A 16,352-nucleotide genomic window follows, 5' to 3' on the forward strand; every position below is an offset into this window, starting at 1 on the left:
TTGATGCTTGCTTTAACCCAAGACCTTAACTGCCGGGGTCAGACCCTAAGGGTCTGACCCCAGACTCTGCCGTTGGGTTTAAATAAATTACTCGCTCGGCGTGGTTTCCTTGAACTTGCCGTAGCTCAGCAGTTTTTCATGGCGCGCGGCCAGCAGGTCCTTGGTTTTCATGCCGTGGAACTGGCGCAGGGTATCGGCCAGTGCGCGTTTCAGCAAGGTGGCCATCTGTTTCGGATCGCGGTGGGCGCCGCCCAGCGGTTCGTTGATGATCTTGTCGATCAGGCCCATGGCTTTCAGGCGGTGCGCCGTCAAGCCCAGCGCTTCGGCCGCGTCGGAAGCGCGCTCGGCGCTCTTCCACAGGATCGAGGCGCAGCCTTCCGGCGAGATCACGGCGTAGGTCGAGTATTGCAGCATCAGCACGGCATCGCCCACGGCAATCGCCAGCGCGCCGCCGGAACCGCCTTCACCGATGATGGTGGCGATCAGCGGCACCTTGAGTTCCGCCATCACGTACAGGTTGTGGCCGATCGCTTCCGACTGGCCGCGCTCTTCCGCGTCGATGCCGGGGAAGGCGCCTGGCGTGTCGACGAAGGTGAAGATGGGCAAGTTGAACTTTTCAGCCACTTTCATCAGGCGCATGGCCTTGCGGTAGCCTTCCGGCTTCGGCATGCCGAAATTGCGCAGGGCGCGCTCTTTCGTGTCGCGGCCCTTCTGGTGGCCGATGACCATGCACGGCTGGCCGTTGAAGCGGGCCAGGCCGCCGACGACGGACAGATCGTCCGCGTAGCTGCGGTCGCCATGCAATTCGTGGAAATCGGTAAAGATTTCATTCACGTAATCCATGGTGTAGGGGCGCTGCGGGTGGCGCGCGATCTGCGCCACTTGCCACGGCGTCAGCTTGGCGTAGATATCCTTGGTCAGCTGCTGGCTCTTCTTGGCCAGGCGGTCGATCTCTTCCGAGATGTCGACGGCCGAATCGTCTTGCACGAAGCGCAACTCTTCGATCTTGGAATCGAGTTCCGCGATCGGCTGTTCAAAATTGAGGAAAGTCGTTTTAGTCATTGTACCTCCAGGTTTTACCGGCCACGGCGCCAGGGCGCGCGGCGTCATCTATGTTTATTTTACCGTACCGGCTGCTGCGCCGGGGGCTGCATCGGGTGCGGCAGGGGCGGCTGCAGGGTCGAGACTGCGCCACAAATACCACGTCGCCACGGTGCGCCACGGTTCCCAATTGGCGGAAACTTCGCGCGCATCGCTGCGGGAAACTGGTTCGCCGGAGAAATAATTGACGCTGATGCCCTGGATTAAACCGGGGTCGTCGAGCGGCAAGACATTCGGCCGTAACAGATTAAATATCAAAAACATCTCGGCTGTCCAGCGGCCGATGCCGCGGATCTGCACCAGTTCGGCGATGACGGCTTCGTCATCCATCTGGTCCCACTGGCTGGCGTGCACGCGCTTGGCCTTGAAATGGTCGGCCAGGTCGAGGATGTATTCGGTCTTGCGTTTGGACAAGCCGCAGGCGGACAGTTGCTCGGCGCCCGCCTTCAGCACTTGCGAGGGCGTGCATTTCGGGCAAGCGGCCAGCAGCTTTTTCCAGGCGGCATCCGCCGCCTTGGGCGTGATCTGCTGCCCCACCAGCGAACGGGCCAGGGTGGTAAACGGGTCGCTATGGCCGACCAGGTGCAGGTCGCCAAATTGCGGGATGAGCTTTTTCATGATGCGGTCGCGCTTCATCAGCTCGATCTTCGCCTCTTCCCAGTAGTGCGGCACCTGGATCACTTGCGCCAAGTCCGTCACCTTGGGGGCTTCCCCGTTTTCCCTGGACGTTGGCATCATGCGCGGCGCCAGTTGGTCGAGCCGTCAGGCTTGTCTTCAAGAATGATGCCCGCCGCCAACAGTTCGGCGCGGATCTTGTCGGACTGCGCAAAGTCGCGCGCTTTTTTCGCCGCGCTGCGCGCCGCGATGGCCGCTTCGATGCCAGCGGCTTCATCGACGCCACCGGCGGCGGCGCCGACGGTCGCCTGCAGGAATTGCTGCGGCGTGCGTTCCAGCAAGCCGAATACGCCCGCCAGGCCCTTCAATTGACGCGCCAGGGCCGGCGATTTGCTCTTGTTGACTTCCGTCGCCAGGTCGAACAGGGCGGCCACGGCCAGCGGCGTGTTGAAATCGTCATCCATGGCGTCGCGCACGCGCACGGCATGCGCCTCGCTCCAGTCGATGGCACCCTCTTCCACCACCACGTCGGCCAGCGCCGTGTACAGGCGCGTCAGGGACAGGCGCGCATCATCGAGGTGCACGTCCGAGTAATTCAACGGGCTGCGGTAGTGCGCGCGCAGGATGAAGAAGCGGATCACTTCGGCATCGAACTTTTGCAGCACTTCACGGATCGTGAAGAAATTCCCGAGCGACTTGGACATTTTTTCATTGTCCAGGCGTACGAAACCGTTATGTATCCAGTAATTCACGCTGGTATGGCCGAACGCGCCTTCGGATTGGGCGATCTCGTTTTCGTGGTGCGGGAATTGCAAGTCCGCGCCGCCGCCATGGATGTCGAACTGTTCACCGAGCAAGGCGCAGGACATGGCCGAGCACTCGATATGCCAGCCCGGGCGACCCTTGCCCCACTTCGAATCCCATTTGACTTCTTCCGGCTCGGACTCTTTCGACGACTTCCACAGCACGAAGTCGAGCGGATCGCGCTTGCCCGTATTCACGTCGACTCTTTCGCCCGCGCGCAGGTCGTCGAGCGACTTGCCCGACAGCTTGCCGTAGTGGGGGAAGTTGCGCACAGCGTAATTGACATCGCCGTCAAGACCCTGGTAAGCCAGGTCCTTCGCTTCCAGCTGTTCGATCAGGCGCAGCATCTGCGGCACGTACTCGGTGGCGCGCGGCGTGTGGTCGGGCGTCAAAATGCCCAGCGCGGCCGTGTCTTCATCCATGTAGCGGGTGAAACGCGTCGTCAGCTGGGAAATCGTCTCGCCGTTTTCCACGGCGCGGCGGATGATCTTGTCGTCGATGTCCGTAATGTTGCGCACGTAGGTGACGTCGAAACCGGAGGCTTTCAGCCAGCGGTAGATGACGTCGAACGCCATCATCATGCGCGCATGGCCGATATGGCAATAATCGTAGATGGTCATGCCGCAGACGTACATGCGTACCTTGCCAGCTTCCATCGGGACGAATACCTGCTTCTCGCGAGCCAGGGTGTTGTAAATCTTTAGATTGCTCATCGTACTTTGCAAGTGGAGCGGCCACCAGCCTGGCAAAACGACAGACAGGCGCGGACACCGGGGGTGCCGCGCCACTGAACTGCCGTGTGCGCCAAGACTGGTCGAGCCGCTATAGTGTTGTTCTTGTTTGTTAGAATTAGGGCGTTAGCGGTCAAGTATAACATTGATAAAAACCATACTGGCCCGATATGGATCAGGTTTTTACGCTGCTCAAGCAAATTTTCATTTCTTTACAATTAAAGCAAGTTTAGAGAAAAACAACGATCAAGGACACCTTCATGCAAGAAATTAAATCGAAACGCCTGTCTTTCCTGGCGCGCTTTTGCACCCTGTTTGCCAGCCTCACCCTGGGCAGCGCCGTCGTGGCAGCCGCCCCCGCAACCCCTTCGGCCACCCTAGACCCCACGCCGCACGTGGCCCTGAAAACCAGCATGGGCGAGATCGTGCTGGAACTGGACCAGGAAAAAGCGCCGCAAAGCGTGGCCAATTTCTTGCAATATGTCAAAAGCGGTTACTACAAAGGCACCGTATTTCACCGCGTCATCGACGGCTTCATGATACAGGGCGGCGGCTTCGACAAGAACATGAAGCAGAAAGCCACCAAGGCGCCGATCAAGAATGAAGCGCAAAACGGCTTGCAGAACGTCACCTACAGCATCGCCATGGCGCGCACGGGCGACCCGCATTCGGCCACCTCGCAGTTCTTCATCAATGTGAACAATAACGGCGCGCTCGACTACCCTGGCCGCGACGGCTTCGGCTACACGGTGTTCGGCAAAGTCGTCAGCGGCATGGACGTGGTCGACAAGATCAAGGCCGTGCCCGTGGCCGACAAGGGACCGCACCAGAACGTGCCCGTCACCCCCGTGGTGATCGAATCGGTGACTTTACTCAAATCGGCGCCCGCAAAACTGTAAAATAGCGTTTTTGCGGCCCTGAACCACGGGGGCCGTCGAATCATTCTTCATCTAATTTATTAAGGATCATCATGACCTCCGTCATCATCACCACCAATCTGGGCAAGATCACCGCTGAACTGGACGCCGAAAAAGCACCGAAAACGGTTGCCAACTTCCTGGCCTACATGCAGGCCGGTCACTATGACAACACGATTTTCCACCGCGTCATCGACGGCTTCATGATCCAGGGCGGCGGTTTCGAGCCAGGCATGAAACAGAAGCCTGCCGACACCACCGTGGAAAACGAAGCCAAGAACGGCTTGAAAAACGATACCTACACCCTGGCCATGGCCCGCACGTCGGACCCGCACTCGGCATCGGCCCAGTTCTTCATCAACATCAAGAACAACAGCTTCCTCGACTACCCAGGCCAGGACGGCTGGGGCTACGCCGTGTTCGGTAAAGTCACCGAAGGCAAGGAAGTCGTCGACGCCATCCGCGCCGTGAAAACCTCGCGCACCGGTATGTTCGCCGATGTGCCAGTGACGGACGTCATCATCGAGAAGGTAGAAGCCGCGTAATCAGGCTTCAGCATCATGAATAACAGGCATTGCAGCGTTTTCGCCTCTCCATGCACATCACTTTTTGGGAGCGTTGAACGATGACAATGCCTGCCGCACTCTTTATTTCCGACCTGCATCTGCAGAGCTCGCACCCGCGCACCAGCGCGGCGTTTCTTTCTTTCCTGGAACATCATGCGCAGTACGCGCAAGCGCTGTATCTATTAGGCGACCTGTTCGAATACTGGGCCGGCGACGATGACCTGGAAGACCCGTTCAATGCGCGCATGACGGCTGCCATCCGCGCCGTCAGCGATGCTGGCGTGCACGTCTACTGGATCGCCGGCAACCGCGACTTTCTTGTTGGCTCCGGCTTTGCCGCCGCTGCCGGCGCTACCCTGCTCAGCGAACCGCATGTGGCCACCATTGCCGGCCGGCGCATCGTCTTGCTGCATGGCGACGCCGAATGCACGAAAGACGTGCAATACATGGAATTCCGCGCCATGGTGCGCCAACCCGCGTGGCAAAAACAGTTCCTCTCCATGCCGCTGGCGCAGCGCAAGGCCATCATCGATGGTTTGCGCCAAAGCAGCCGCGCGCACAATGGCGAAAAATCCATGGACATCATGGATGTCACCCCCGATGCGGTGGCGCAAGTGTTTGCCGAACATGCGAGTACCATCATGATCCACGGCCATACGCACCGCCCTGCCGTGCATAAAGTTGACGAAACCTTGCGCTATGTCCTGCCCGACTGGGAATGCGACGTAACGGCGCCTGAACAAGCACGCGGCGGCTGGATCGCCATCGATGCGCGCGGCAACATCACGCGCCACGACCTGAGCGGCGACGTCATCGACTAGGCTTGCGCCGACCGCCGCACGGGCGTTTGTCCGATAGCCGCGCCCGCCTGGCCTTGCTGTAATGGCGCCATGCACACTGTTTACATCGGCACGGCCGGCTGGAGCCTTTCCAGCGCCGCCGCCAGCCACTTCCCCCTCGATGGCAGCCATCTGCAGCGCTATGCCCGCGTCTTGCCCTGCGTGGAAATCAACAGCTCCTTCTACCGCCCACACCAACCCGCCACGTATGCGCGCTGGGCCGCCAGCGTACCCGAGCACTTCCGCTTCAGCGTGAAAATGCCACGCAGCATCACGCACGAACGGCGCTTGCGCGACTGTGCGGCCGAACTGGAGCGCTTTGCGGGAGAAGTCATGCAAGTGGGGAATAAACTGGGCTGCGTGCTGGTGCAGTTGCCGCCCAGCCTGCATTTCGAGGCGGACGTGGCCGGCGCATTTTTCCATGCGCTGCGCCAGCGCTTCGACGGCATGCTCGCTTGCGAAGCGCGCCACGCCAGCTGGTTCGAGGCGGACGCGACCGAGCTGTTAACGATGCAAGGCATCACGCGCGTGCGGGCCGATCCGCCCGCCGGTCAGCCGGGGCCGCATGTGCTGACCACGGATATCGCCTACCTCCGCCTGCACGGCAGCCCGACCATCTATTACTCGGACTACCCGCCCGACTATCTGGCAAGCCTGGCCACCGCCCTGCGCGCACAGGTGCAGGCCGGCAGCTGGTGCATCTTCGACAATACGGCGGCCGGCGCCGCCCTGTTCAATGCGCTGGACCTGCAGGCGCGGCTGGCCTGAAAATAGGCGTTGCATCTTTGAGTCTTAGTGTTATAGTTAACCACAACACCATTTAACTATATCAGGGAGCCCCGATGCCTACCGCATTTTTCACGCGCCGCCCCGCCCCGCCCTTGTCGGAGCGCATTCCATGAGCGCGGCATGGAACGACAATAGCCCCATCTACCGCCAGCTCAAGGCACGGGTGGTGGGCATGATGCTCGATGGCGTGCTGCAGTCCGGCGACGCCCTGCCGTCGGTGCGCCAGGTGGCGGCCGATTATCAATTGAACCCCATCACGGTGTCGCGCGCCTATCAGGAACTGGTCGACGATGCCCTGGTGGAAAAACGCAGAGGACTCGGTATGTATGTTCTGGAAGGCGCCCGCGATAAATTGCTGGCCAGCGAACGCGAGCGCTTCATGCGCGAAGAGTGGCCGGCAATGCTGGAACGCATCACGCAACTGGGCCTGGACCTCGATCAACTACTGCAAGCGAGCCGCGACAGCGGCGCACCGGGAGAGAGCGCATGAATGCATTGAACAACGATAGCGTCATCAGCGCACGCGGCTTGCGCAAGCAATATGGCAAGCAGGTGGCCATCGATGGCATCAGCTTTGATATCGCGCCAGGGCGCATCGTCGGCTTGATCGGGCCTAACGGCTCCGGCAAGACCACCACCCTGAAAGCCATACTGGGCCTGACGGGCTTCGAGGGCGAGCTGTCCGTGCTGGGGCGCGATCCGCGCCTGCAGCGCGACGCGCTGATGGAGGACGTGTGTTTCATCGCCGATGTGGCCATCCTGCCCGGCTGGCTGCGCGTGCGCGACGCGATCGACTTTGTCGCCGGCGTGCATCCGCGCTTCGACCGCAGCAAGGCCGAGCGCTACCTGGCCCACACCAGGCTGGCGCCGAAGATGCGGGTCAAGGCCATGTCGAAAGGCATGATCGTGCAATTGCACCTGGCGCTGGTGATGGCCATCGACGCCAGGCTGCTGGTCCTGGATGAACCCACCCTGGGCCTGGACATCCTGTACCGCAAACAGTTTTACCAGAACCTGCTGGAAGACTATTTCGATGAAAACAAGACCATCATCATCACCACGCACCAGATCGAAGAAGTCGAGCACATCCTCAGCGACCTGATGTTCATTCGCGACGGCAAGATCGTGCTGGCCTCGTCGATGGAAGAAGTGGGCGAGCGCTACATTGAAGTGATGGTGGGACCGCAGCACGTGAATCCGGCGCGCGCGCTGCAGCCGATCAGCGAACGCAGCGTATTTGGCAAGTCCGTGATGCTGTTCGATGGCGTCGCCCGCAGCCAGCTGGCCACCCTGGGAGAATTGCACACGCCGAGCCTGGCTGACCTGTTTGTCGCGACCATGAAAGGATCGTACCCATGAGCATCACCCCTGTGAACAAAATGAAATGGCTGATCCGGCGCGAATTGTGGGAGCACAAGGGCATGCTGCTGTGGACGCCCGCCATCATCGGCATCGTCATGACGGCGCTGGCCGCTTTGATGACGGCAGGCGCCGTCGCCAAGCTCAAGATGCGCACGGCGCTGATCATCAACGGCGAAGAGATGTCCTGGAGCGCCGTCTTCAACACCCGGACCTTGAGCCCGCGCCGGACGGAAATCATCGACACCATCGCCAACAACTATACCTACGTGGCCGCGCCGCTGTTCCTGGCCCTGGGCTTTCTGGTATTTTTCTATTGCCTGAGCGCCCTGTATGACGACCGCCGCGACCGCAGCCTGCTGTTCTGGAAGTCGCTGCCCGTCTCCGACGCCCAAACGGTGCTGTCGAAGCTGGCCATCGCCATCATCGTCACGCCGCTGATCGTGGTCGCCGCGGCCTGCCTTACCTCGCTGGCGCTGATCCTGATACTGAGCGGCGTGCTGGCGCTCAACGGCATCTACGTCTTGACGGAACTGCTGGCCGCGCCGGGCTTGTATCTCGGCCCGCTGCGCCTGTTCGGCCTGATTCCCGTGTATGCCCTGTGGGCCTTGCCCACCGTGGGCTGGTTGCTGATGGTATCGAGCTGGGCACGCTCGAAGGTCTTGTTCTGGGCCCTCGGCATGCCACTGCTGCTGCTGGTCCTGGCCGTCTGGGTCGGCAAGCTGAGCATGACGGAAGCCGATATCGGCTGGATACAAATGAACGTGATCGCGCGCGCCCTGCTGGGCACCATTCCAGGCAGCTGGTACCTCTTCGAGCCGGGACTGCTGCCGCACATCAACACCATGGCAGCAGGCTCGCCGATGACGCGCATCGATATCTTCGCCAACTCCTGGTCCAGCCTGGCCATGCCAGCCGCCTGGCTGGGAGCGGCGGCCGGCGCCGCCATGATCTACGCCGCCGTCCGCCTGCGCGGCTGGCGCGAAGAAGGCTGAGCTGGGTGGCGCCCTGCGCGTATGCCAGCCCGGCATACGCGCAGCTGGCCGGCTGGAATCAGGCCCGCGTCAACTGGCCGATCACGCTGGCCACCTTGGCGGTGATCATGTCGACGGCCGGGCCATTCGCGCCATGCGGCAAAATGACATCGGCATTGCGCTTGGTCGGTTCGATGAATTGCTTGTGCATGGGGCGCACGGTTTCCAGATACTGCTCGATGACGCTTTCCACCGAGCGGCCGCGTTCCGTGATATCGCGTTGCATGCGGCGGATGAAGCGCACGTCGGAGGCCGTGTCGACAAAGATCTTCAGCGACATCATGTCGCGCAAGTCCTCGTCATACAAGGCAAACAGTCCTTCGATGACGATCACCGGCGCCGGCTTGACGGAAATGGTCCGGCTGGAGCGATTGTGCAGCGTGAAGTCGTACTCGGGCATCTCGATCGCTTCGCCATTGCGCAAGGCCTGGATGTGCTGCACCAGCAATGGCCACTCGAACGCCTGCGGATGGTCGTAATTCTGCTGGCGCCGGACTTCAGGGGAGAGGTGCGTCTGGTCGCAGTAGTAGTCGTCCTGCATCACGACCGACACCATGTCGGCGCCGAATGACGCCAGCACCTGCTGTGATACGGTGGACTTGCCACTGCCGCTGCCGCCAGCGACACCAATAACAAACGGTTGGAAGGAAATATTTTTCATGCCGAATGATACCGGAAACATGAGCGGACCGACAGGGAGCGGCTGCAAAGCCGGGCCTGTCACGCGCCATGCACCAGCCGCGCATACAGCTCGGCCACCCGCTCTGCCGTGATGCCGTCGCGCTGTTCGATGGCCAGCGGATGCTCCGTCGGCTCCAGCTCGATAGATGGGCGCACGCCATCGTCGCGCAGGTGGACGCGGGTTTTCAGGTTCAGGGTACTCGGGTACACGGGCAGCTGCGTGCTCAGCCAGCCGAAGAAGGGGCCGATGTGCGCCCGCTGCGCGTCATTGAAGCAGGCATCCCAAGAGTCGAAGCTCTCGCCGCTCAGTGACACCCACACGCCCCAGCTGAACGGCTCATCCGAGCCATGCACGGGGATGTCGATGGTGGCGCGCACGAAACAGTGCGCTTCATCGACGATGCAGGCGTCGCTGTCGAGCTGGCAGCGCGCTTCGCGCTCTGCGGGCGCCATCTGCTCATACAGCCACGGCGCATCGGCGCCGAAGCTGGGCATGCCCGTGTGGGTTTCGCCGCAGGAGCGGCACAGGAAGGAAAACGTCACGCCCTGATGCCGCTTTACTCGAACTGCTTGCGGAACGCTTCGAACTGCGCCGCCAGGCCATCGAAGTCGCTGCGCAATTGCAGCACTTCCTGTTCCAGCTGGGCCACGCGGCTGCCCTGCTGCGGCGCGCTGACGGCGCCGGCAAAACCGGCCGCCGTCTCGCTCTGCGCCAGCGCCTCTTCACCGCCCAGCAAGTGGCCGTAGCGCGGCTCCTTGGCGCCCGGCGCGACCGCCAGCTTGGCCACCAGCGGCGGGTATTTGTCGATCAGGAACTGCAAGCCGGATTCCACTTCCGCCACGGACTTGAATTCATGCACCCTGCCGCTGCGGCTGCGGATCTCGCCCGCCGTCTGCAAGCCGCGCAGCATCAAGATCGTCAGGATGGCCAGTTTATCCTGTTCCAGCGACCACTTGATGCGCATGCGGTGTTCATACTTGGCGACGCGCGCGCCCGCCTGCGTGATGCCGTTGACGAATTTGCGCTGCATCAAGCGCTGCAGCACGTCGTACACGGTTTCTTCGGACAGGGCCATGACGGGGTCGCGGCTCGATAGCTGGTTGCAGCCGTTCGTCAGCGCGTTGAGCGAGAGCGGATAGCTGTCCGGCGTCAGCGCTTCCTTTTCGGCCAGCACGGCCAGCACGCGGATCTCGAAGGGGTCGAGCAGATTTGGATTGTCGCTACTCTTTTCTGCTGCGTTTTCAGCTATGTTTACGTCTGTAGTCATGCCTGTATCCTTAATCAACCAGCTTGTTCATTTGCTCAGAATCAAATTTATCACACTCAGGCACAGCCTGGCAGCAGATGCCCGCCGCCTTCAGGGTGGCGAGGATGGTTTCGATGCGCTGCTCCTGCGCCACGGCATGCGTGATCAGGCCCTGCAGGGCTTTCGACAGCGGATCGTCGCCGTTCGGCGTGACGCCATACGCTGCAAACAGATGCGCCGTGCTGCCCTCGCGCAGGGCGCTGACATCCTTCTGCACGATGTGCGCGGGGTTGCCCACGGCCGTGGCGCCGGACGGCACGGGTTTCAACAGCACGGCGTTCGAGCCCACCTTGGCGTACTCGCCCACGGTGAAACTGCCCAGCACCTGGGCGCCGGCGCCGACGATGACGCCGCGCTCCAGCGTCGGATGGCGTTTACTTCCGCTGTGCAGCGAGGTGCCGCCCAAAGTGACGCCCTGGTAGATGGTGCAGTCGTCGCCGACGACGGCCGTCTCGCCGATCACCACGCCGAAGCCATGGTCGATGAAGACGCGCCGGCCGATGACGGCGCCCGGATGGATCTCGATGCCCGTGATGATGCGGGCGATATAGGAAATGAAGCGCCCCACCCACTTCATGTGGCGCGTCCAGCACCAGTGCGCCCAGCCATGCATGACGATGGCGTGCAAGCCCGGATAACAGGTCAGCACCTCCCAGCCATTGCGGGCGGCGGGGTCACGTTCAATGATGCTGTTGATATCTTCGCGCAGGTGGTGGAACATAATGACAATGAATAAGGTGGAACGCAAATGGTAGCGTATTCGGCGGCGTGCTGCCGGAGAGGCAGATAAACAACCGCCGCCTCAAGGGCGGCGGCTGATCAAGTACGCTCAACCCAAAGGCGAAAGTGCCGGGGTCGTACCCTGAGGGTACGCCCCCAGGATTTGCTTTTGGGGTAAAAATAGATCAAGCAAACGGCACGCCGAGGACTTGTCCGCTTATTTCGGCTCCAGCGCGATGCGCTGGCGGCGTGCTTCGTAGAGACACACGCCCGATGCCACGGACACGTTCAGACTCTCGACGGAGCCGAACATCGGGATGCTGACGAGGATATCGCAGGTGTCGCGCGTCAAACGGCGCATGCCTTCGCCTTCGGAACCCATGACGAGGGCCGTCGGGCCCGTGAAATCGGCTTCGTACAAGCCTTTTTCGCCATCGTCGGTGGTGCCGATCAGCCAGATGCCGCGGTCCTTGAGTTCACGCATGGTGCGCGCCAGATTCGTCACGGTGATGTACGGGACGGTTTCGGCGGCGCCGCTGGCGACCTTGGCGGCCGTGGTATTCAAACCCACGGCGCGGTCTTTCGGCACGATGACGGCATGTGCGCCGACGCCGTCGGCCACGCGCAGGCAGGCGCCCAGGTTGTGCGGATCGGTGATGCCGTCGAGAATCAACAGCAGCGGCGGGCCATCGATGGCGTCCAGCAGCTCATCGAGATTGCGCGCCAGCGACAGCTGCGACGCAAAGGCGATCACGCCCTGGTGGCGGCGCGTGCCGACGATTTTATCGAGACGCGACGAATCGACGGGCATGACGCGCACGTTGGCCGCCTTGGCGGCGGCGATCATGTCTTTCATGCGGCCGTCGACGCGGCTGGCATCGACGAAAATTTCTTCCACGGACGACGCTTCATGACGCAGGCGCGAGGTGACGGCGTGGAAGCCGAAAATCATTTTATTCTTCATGTGTTATCGCTTCTTTTAACGCTTGCTTTTGCTTGTTTTTGATACAGTTTTTGCTGCACGTGGTGCCACTGCGGCAGGTGCCGCAGCAGGTTTTTTGCTGCGCTTGGTCGCGGCGGCCTTGGGGGCTGCCGCCTTCGGGGCTTCCTTCGGGGCTGCCTTGGCTTGCGCCTTGGCGCCATTGGAGCGGCCGCCGGAACCATTGCCCGGTTTGCCACCGTTGTTGACGCTGGCTTTGATTTCATGGCGCTGCTCGGTCGCTGGACCGGGCTTGACCATGGATTTCTTTTCGCCCTTGCGCTTGCCGCCGCCGTTCGGCTTGGCCGGCGCTTCTTCGCCCGCCAGTTCCGCATCGGTGACCAGACGCAGGTCGATCTTGCGCGTTTCCAGGTCAACACGCGCCACTTGCACCGTCAGGCGGTCCGTCAATTGATAACGTTTACCCGTGCGTTCGCCGCGCAATTCATGGCGCGCATCGTCGTACTGGAAGTAGTCGGTGCCCAGCTCGGTGACGTGCACCAGGCCTTCGACAAACAAAGTGTCGAGTTGCACGAAGACGCCAAACGTCGTCACGCCGGTGATGGTGCCGGTGAACTCTTCGCCCAATTTATCTTGCATGAAGTAGCACTTGAGCCACGCTTCCACGTCGCGCGACGCTTCGTCGGCGCGGCGCTCGTTGGCCGAGCAATGCACGCCCAGCGCGTCCCAGATGGTCAGGTCCGTCTTTTTCGGCTTGCCGTCGGCCTTGTCCTTGGCTTGCTGCTTGCGCGTGGCGTTCGACACGTTGGTGTTCAACACGACTTTATCGGACAGCTTCGGCTCGTATTTCTTGCCTTGCAAAATAGCCTTGATGGCGCGGTGCGTCAGCAAGTCGGGATAGCGGCGGATCGGGCTGGTGAAGTGGGCATACGCCTCGTACGCCAGGCCGAAGTGGCCGATATTGTCCGGGCTGTAGACGGCTTGCTGCATCGAGCGCAGCAACATCGTTTGCAGCAGGGCCGCGTCGGGACGCAGCTTGATCTGCTGCATCAGGGTCTGGTAATCCGATGCCGATGGCGTGTCGCCGCCCGTCAGGTTCAGGCCGACCTGCTTGAGGAAGGTGCGCACTTGCGTGAGCTTTTCCTTGGTCGGGCTGGCGTGGATGCGGTAGGTGCCCGGATGCTTGTTACGCAGCAACAAATCGGCTGCGCAGACGTTGGCCGCCAGCATGCATTCTTCGATGATCTTGTGCGCTTCGTTGCGCGTGCGGGGGATGATCTTTTCGATCTTGCCGGCGCTATTGCAAACGATATACGTTTCCGTCGTCTCGAAATCGATGGCGCCCCGCTCCGTGCGGGCTTTCAGCAAGGCGCGGTAGACGGCTTCCAGGTTTTGCAGGTGTGGCAGGATGTCCGCGCGGCGTGCCGCTTCGGGTCCCTTGGTGTTGCCCAGCACGGCGGCGACTTCGTCATACGTGAGGCGCGCGGCAGAGTGAATCACGGCCGGGTAGAACTGGTACGCCTTCAGTTCGCCCTTGTCGCTGACGACGGCGTCGCAGACGAGGGTCAGACGGTCGACGGCCGGGTTCAGCGAGCACAGGCCATTCGACAGCTTTTCCGGCAACATCGGGATCACGCGGCGCGGGAAATACACGGACGTGCTGCGTTCGAGTGCATCGATATCGAGCGCGTCGTTCGGCTTCACGTAATGGCTGACGTCGGCAATCGCCACGATCAGTCGGAAGCAGTTGGCGCGGCCGATCTTGACGGGTTCGCAATACACGGCATCGTCGAAATCGCGCGCGTCTTCGCCGTCGATGGTGACGAGCGGCACGTCGCGCAGGTCGACACGCTCTTTCAGGTCGGCGTCGCGCACTTCGAACGGCAGTTTTTCAGCTTGCTTGAGGGCGGCGGCGGAGAAAATGTGCGGCACGTTGAATTTACGCACAGCAATTTCAATTTCCATGCCGGGGTCATCCAGGGCGCCCAGCACTTCGACGATCTTGCCGACCGGCTGTTTGAAGCGCATCGGTTGCTCGGTCAGCTCGACGCTGACGATCTGGCCGGCCTTCGCCTTGCCCACCGAACCGGTGACTAAAATGTCCTGGCCGATGCGCTGGTCTTCCGGGGCCACGACCCAGGTGCCGTTTTCCTGGATCAAACGGCCGATGACGTGGCTATTGGCGCGATAGGTGACTTCGACGATCGTGCCTTCCGGGCGGCCGCGGCGGTCCGTGCCGACGATGCGGGCCATGACCTTGTCGCCATGCAGTACTTTCTGCATTTCTTTCTCAGGCAGGAACAGGTCGGCACTGGCGTCGTCGGGAATGACAAAGCCGAAGCCATCGCGGTGGCTGGTGACGCGACCGGCGACGAGCGCGCTCTGGTCGGCCAGGCTGAAAACACCGCTGGCATCAGACTTGAGCTGGCCGTCGCGCTCCATCGCCTTCAGGCGACGAACCAGGACATCCATGGAATCGGCATGCACTTGCAGCGTTTTCCCCAGAGACTGCGGGTCGAGAGGCGCGTTGACACTGCGGAATATGCCGAGAATGTCCTCCCGGCTGGGGATGGTGTGGGTATTTTGGCTCAAAAGTATTTCTATAGTTGTTATTGACAGTGATCAAACGGAAGACAAAGACCGATGACATCACCGTCAATATTGACACGGTGATGTTCGATAGTGTACCGGAGGACGCCTTGGTTTGCCTAACGACAGCGTAGCGGAAACCGAACAAGTGCCCCGCCGATGAAAAAAAGGAGAAAAGCTGCGCAATGCATTTGACTTCGGCAAATATTGCTCTATAATCTTGGTCTCTTGCAGCGACAAACCCTCACGGGAATGCAGTTGCAGGAAAGCGGTACAGGGTTGATGTGCAGTATGGAGCGAAAGCTCATCTGGCGCAAAACTCTTCAAGCCGCTATAATAGCAGAATTGTTGCCAAGTTATTTCGCAACAAGTAATACAGCAGTATCAGTGCCCACGTGGCGGAATTGGTAGACGCGCATGGTTCAGGTCCATGTGCCTTCGGGTGTAGGGGTTCGAGTCCCTTCGTGGGCACCATTACCTAATTCGCAAAAAGGCCGCAAACTTTCACGAGTTTGCGGCTTTTTTCATTTCCGCTGCGAAAAGCCCTCCCTCCTCGGCAGCCGAACCACCGGACAGGCCCACAGACAGAAATCCACAAGAAAACGCTGAAAAAAGAGGCAGATCCAGCCTTTTTTCATAGGGAGCAGCCCTTTTCAGGCGAAAAAACATGTTTCTTGAAGAAAAGTGCAAAATGTTGATTGACCGAATGCGCGCCAGCCCTTATGATTTTGTCCTCGCTGCAGAACACGCAGCGACAAGCAGCAAGCAGTAACAATGCCCACGTGGCGGAATTGGTAGACGCGCATGGTTCAGGTCCATGTGCCTTCGGGTGTAGGGGTTCGAGTCCCTTCGTGGGCACCACCAGCAACAAGTTGTTGATTGTTGTGATCCGCAGTAAAGTAGCAAGGCAGTATCGCAGTTAGCAGCACAATGCCCACGTGGCGGAATTGGTAGACGCGCATGGTTCAGGTCCATGTGCCTTCGGGTGTAGGGGTTCGAGTCCCTTCGTGGGCACCACCAGCAACGAGTTGTTTTCGTTGTAGTCCGCAGTAAAGTAGTGAGACAGCAGTAATACGCAGCAAGCAGCATCAGTGCCCACGTGGCGGAATTGGTAGACGCGCATGGTTCAGGTCCATGTGCCTTCGGGTGTAGGGGTTCGAGTCCCTTCGTGGGCACCATTACCTAATTCGCAAAAAAGCCGCAAACTTTCACGAGTTTGCGGCTTTTTTCATTTCCGTGACCCGTCCTGGAATAAGTTGACACTTTTTCGTTACAGAGAAGGAGTGTCCGATGGAACAAGGGTTTCGACGCAGTCAGCGAGATTACAGCCTGGCTTTTAAATTGAGCGTTGTCGAGCAGG

17 protein-coding genes and 4 tRNA genes are annotated in these 16,352 nt (G+C 60.6%); 11 read left to right on the forward strand and 10 right to left on the reverse strand.

Translation table 11 applies throughout. The features are described from left to right. Window positions 1-87: 87 nt before the first annotated feature. Genes O0882_RS28145 through cysS form a run of 3 tightly spaced genes read right to left on the reverse strand, consistent with a single transcriptional unit; the run spans window position 88 to window position 3,233 of the window. Window positions 88-1,062 (reverse strand): acetyl-CoA carboxylase carboxyltransferase subunit alpha, encoded by a 975-nt coding sequence (locus O0882_RS28145; protein WP_010396889.1) that lies wholly within the window; start codon window positions 1,060-1,062, stop codon window positions 88-90. 54 nt (window positions 1,063-1,116) lie between these two features. Beyond that, window positions 1,117-1,836: a DNA-3-methyladenine glycosylase 2 family protein gene (locus O0882_RS28150; RefSeq protein ID WP_289953354.1), complete on the reverse strand. Its 720-nt coding sequence runs from the start codon at window positions 1,834-1,836 to the stop codon at window positions 1,117-1,119. After that, the gene (gene cysS, locus O0882_RS28155; protein ID WP_289953340.1) at window positions 1,836-3,233 is read right to left on the reverse strand and encodes a cysteine--tRNA ligase; all 1,398 of its coding nucleotides are present in this window, start codon (window positions 3,231-3,233) and stop codon (window positions 1,836-1,838) included. The genes O0882_RS28150 and cysS overlap by 1 nt, the downstream gene beginning before the upstream one ends. 278 nt (window positions 3,234-3,511) lie before the next feature. On the opposite strand from cysS, the gene O0882_RS28160 reads away from it, so the two are divergent. The 7 genes from O0882_RS28160 to O0882_RS28190 all read left to right on the forward strand — a co-directional run bounded on the left by O0882_RS28160 (window position 3,512) and on the right by O0882_RS28190 (window position 8,716). Then, entirely contained in the window at window positions 3,512-4,150 is a 639-nt protein-coding gene (locus O0882_RS28160) for a peptidylprolyl isomerase (protein WP_289953341.1), read from the forward strand. A gap of 71 nt (window positions 4,151-4,221) precedes the next feature. Next, a complete protein-coding gene (locus tag O0882_RS28165; protein WP_099759823.1) occupies window positions 4,222-4,713 on the forward strand; it encodes a peptidylprolyl isomerase in 492 nt (163 codons plus the stop codon). 86 nt (window positions 4,714-4,799) lie between these two features. Beyond that, the gene (locus O0882_RS28170) at window positions 4,800-5,555 is read left to right on the forward strand and encodes a UDP-2,3-diacylglucosamine diphosphatase (protein WP_289953342.1); all 756 of its coding nucleotides are present in this window, start codon (window positions 4,800-4,802) and stop codon (window positions 5,553-5,555) included. Between the two features lie 69 nt (window positions 5,556-5,624). After that, entirely contained in the window at window positions 5,625-6,341 is a 717-nt protein-coding gene (locus O0882_RS28175; protein WP_289953343.1) for a DUF72 domain-containing protein, read from the forward strand. A 130-nt stretch (window positions 6,342-6,471) separates the two neighbouring features. Next, the gene (locus O0882_RS28180) at window positions 6,472-6,852 is read left to right on the forward strand and encodes a GntR family transcriptional regulator (protein WP_289953344.1); all 381 of its coding nucleotides are present in this window, start codon (window positions 6,472-6,474) and stop codon (window positions 6,850-6,852) included. Further along, window positions 6,849-7,721, forward strand: a complete 873-nt coding sequence (locus O0882_RS28185) for an ABC transporter ATP-binding protein (protein WP_289953345.1) — start codon at window positions 6,849-6,851, stop codon at window positions 7,719-7,721. The genes O0882_RS28180 and O0882_RS28185 overlap by 4 nt, the downstream gene beginning before the upstream one ends. Continuing rightward, entirely contained in the window at window positions 7,718-8,716 is a 999-nt protein-coding gene (locus tag O0882_RS28190) for a hypothetical protein (protein ID WP_289953346.1), read from the forward strand. Before O0882_RS28185 ends, O0882_RS28190 begins: the two co-directional genes overlap by 4 nt. Before the next feature lie 58 nt (window positions 8,717-8,774). Here O0882_RS28190 and udk read toward each other — a convergent pair whose 3' ends face one another. The 6 genes from udk to rnr all read right to left on the reverse strand — a co-directional run bounded on the left by udk (window position 8,775) and on the right by rnr (window position 14,995). Beyond that, the gene (udk, locus tag O0882_RS28195) at window positions 8,775-9,416 is read right to left on the reverse strand and encodes a uridine kinase (protein ID WP_289953347.1); all 642 of its coding nucleotides are present in this window, start codon (window positions 9,414-9,416) and stop codon (window positions 8,775-8,777) included. Between the two features lie 59 nt (window positions 9,417-9,475). Next, entirely contained in the window at window positions 9,476-9,979 is a 504-nt protein-coding gene (locus O0882_RS28200; protein WP_289953348.1) for a DUF2199 domain-containing protein, read from the reverse strand. A gap of 14 nt (window positions 9,980-9,993) precedes the next feature. Further along, window positions 9,994-10,704 (reverse strand): DUF480 domain-containing protein, encoded by a 711-nt coding sequence (locus O0882_RS28205; RefSeq protein ID WP_289953349.1) that lies wholly within the window; start codon window positions 10,702-10,704, stop codon window positions 9,994-9,996. A gap of 10 nt (window positions 10,705-10,714) precedes the next feature. Then, entirely contained in the window at window positions 10,715-11,464 is a 750-nt protein-coding gene (cysE, locus tag O0882_RS28210) for a serine O-acetyltransferase (RefSeq protein ID WP_289953350.1), read from the reverse strand. 216 nt (window positions 11,465-11,680) lie between these two features. Continuing rightward, window positions 11,681-12,427 carry a 23S rRNA (guanosine(2251)-2'-O)-methyltransferase RlmB gene (gene rlmB / locus O0882_RS28215; protein WP_219134833.1) on the reverse strand — a complete coding sequence of 249 codons (747 nt, stop codon included), beginning with the start codon at window positions 12,425-12,427 and terminating at the stop codon, window positions 11,681-11,683. A gap of 15 nt (window positions 12,428-12,442) precedes the next feature. Further along, window positions 12,443-14,995: a ribonuclease R gene (gene rnr, locus O0882_RS28220; RefSeq protein WP_289953351.1), complete on the reverse strand. Its 2,553-nt coding sequence runs from the start codon at window positions 14,993-14,995 to the stop codon at window positions 12,443-12,445. A gap of 386 nt (window positions 14,996-15,381) precedes the next feature. On the opposite strand from rnr, the gene O0882_RS28225 reads away from it, so the two are divergent. Beyond that, window positions 15,382-15,466, forward strand: a tRNA-Leu gene (locus O0882_RS28225). Between the two features lie 30 nt (window positions 15,467-15,496). On the opposite strand, the gene O0882_RS28230 is transcribed toward O0882_RS28225, so the two are convergent. Continuing rightward, on the reverse strand, window positions 15,497-15,661 hold the full coding sequence (locus tag O0882_RS28230) for a hypothetical protein (RefSeq protein WP_289953352.1): 165 nt from the start codon (window positions 15,659-15,661) through the stop codon (window positions 15,497-15,499). Between the two features lie 107 nt (window positions 15,662-15,768). Between O0882_RS28230 and O0882_RS28235 the strand changes: the two genes are divergently transcribed. The 3 genes from O0882_RS28235 to O0882_RS28245 all read left to right on the forward strand — a co-directional run bounded on the left by O0882_RS28235 (window position 15,769) and on the right by O0882_RS28245 (window position 16,170). After that, window positions 15,769-15,853: transfer RNA gene (locus O0882_RS28235), tRNA-Leu, on the forward strand. A 71-nt stretch (window positions 15,854-15,924) separates the two neighbouring features. Next, a tRNA-Leu gene (locus tag O0882_RS28240) sits at window positions 15,925-16,009 on the forward strand. 76 nt (window positions 16,010-16,085) lie between these two features. Continuing rightward, window positions 16,086-16,170 (forward strand) — tRNA-Leu (locus O0882_RS28245). Window positions 16,171-16,352 lie beyond the last annotated feature (182 nt).

The organism is Janthinobacterium sp. SUN073 (assembly GCF_030397665.1).
In the GTDB taxonomy this organism is placed as follows: Bacteria; Pseudomonadota; Gammaproteobacteria; order Burkholderiales; family Burkholderiaceae_D; genus Janthinobacterium.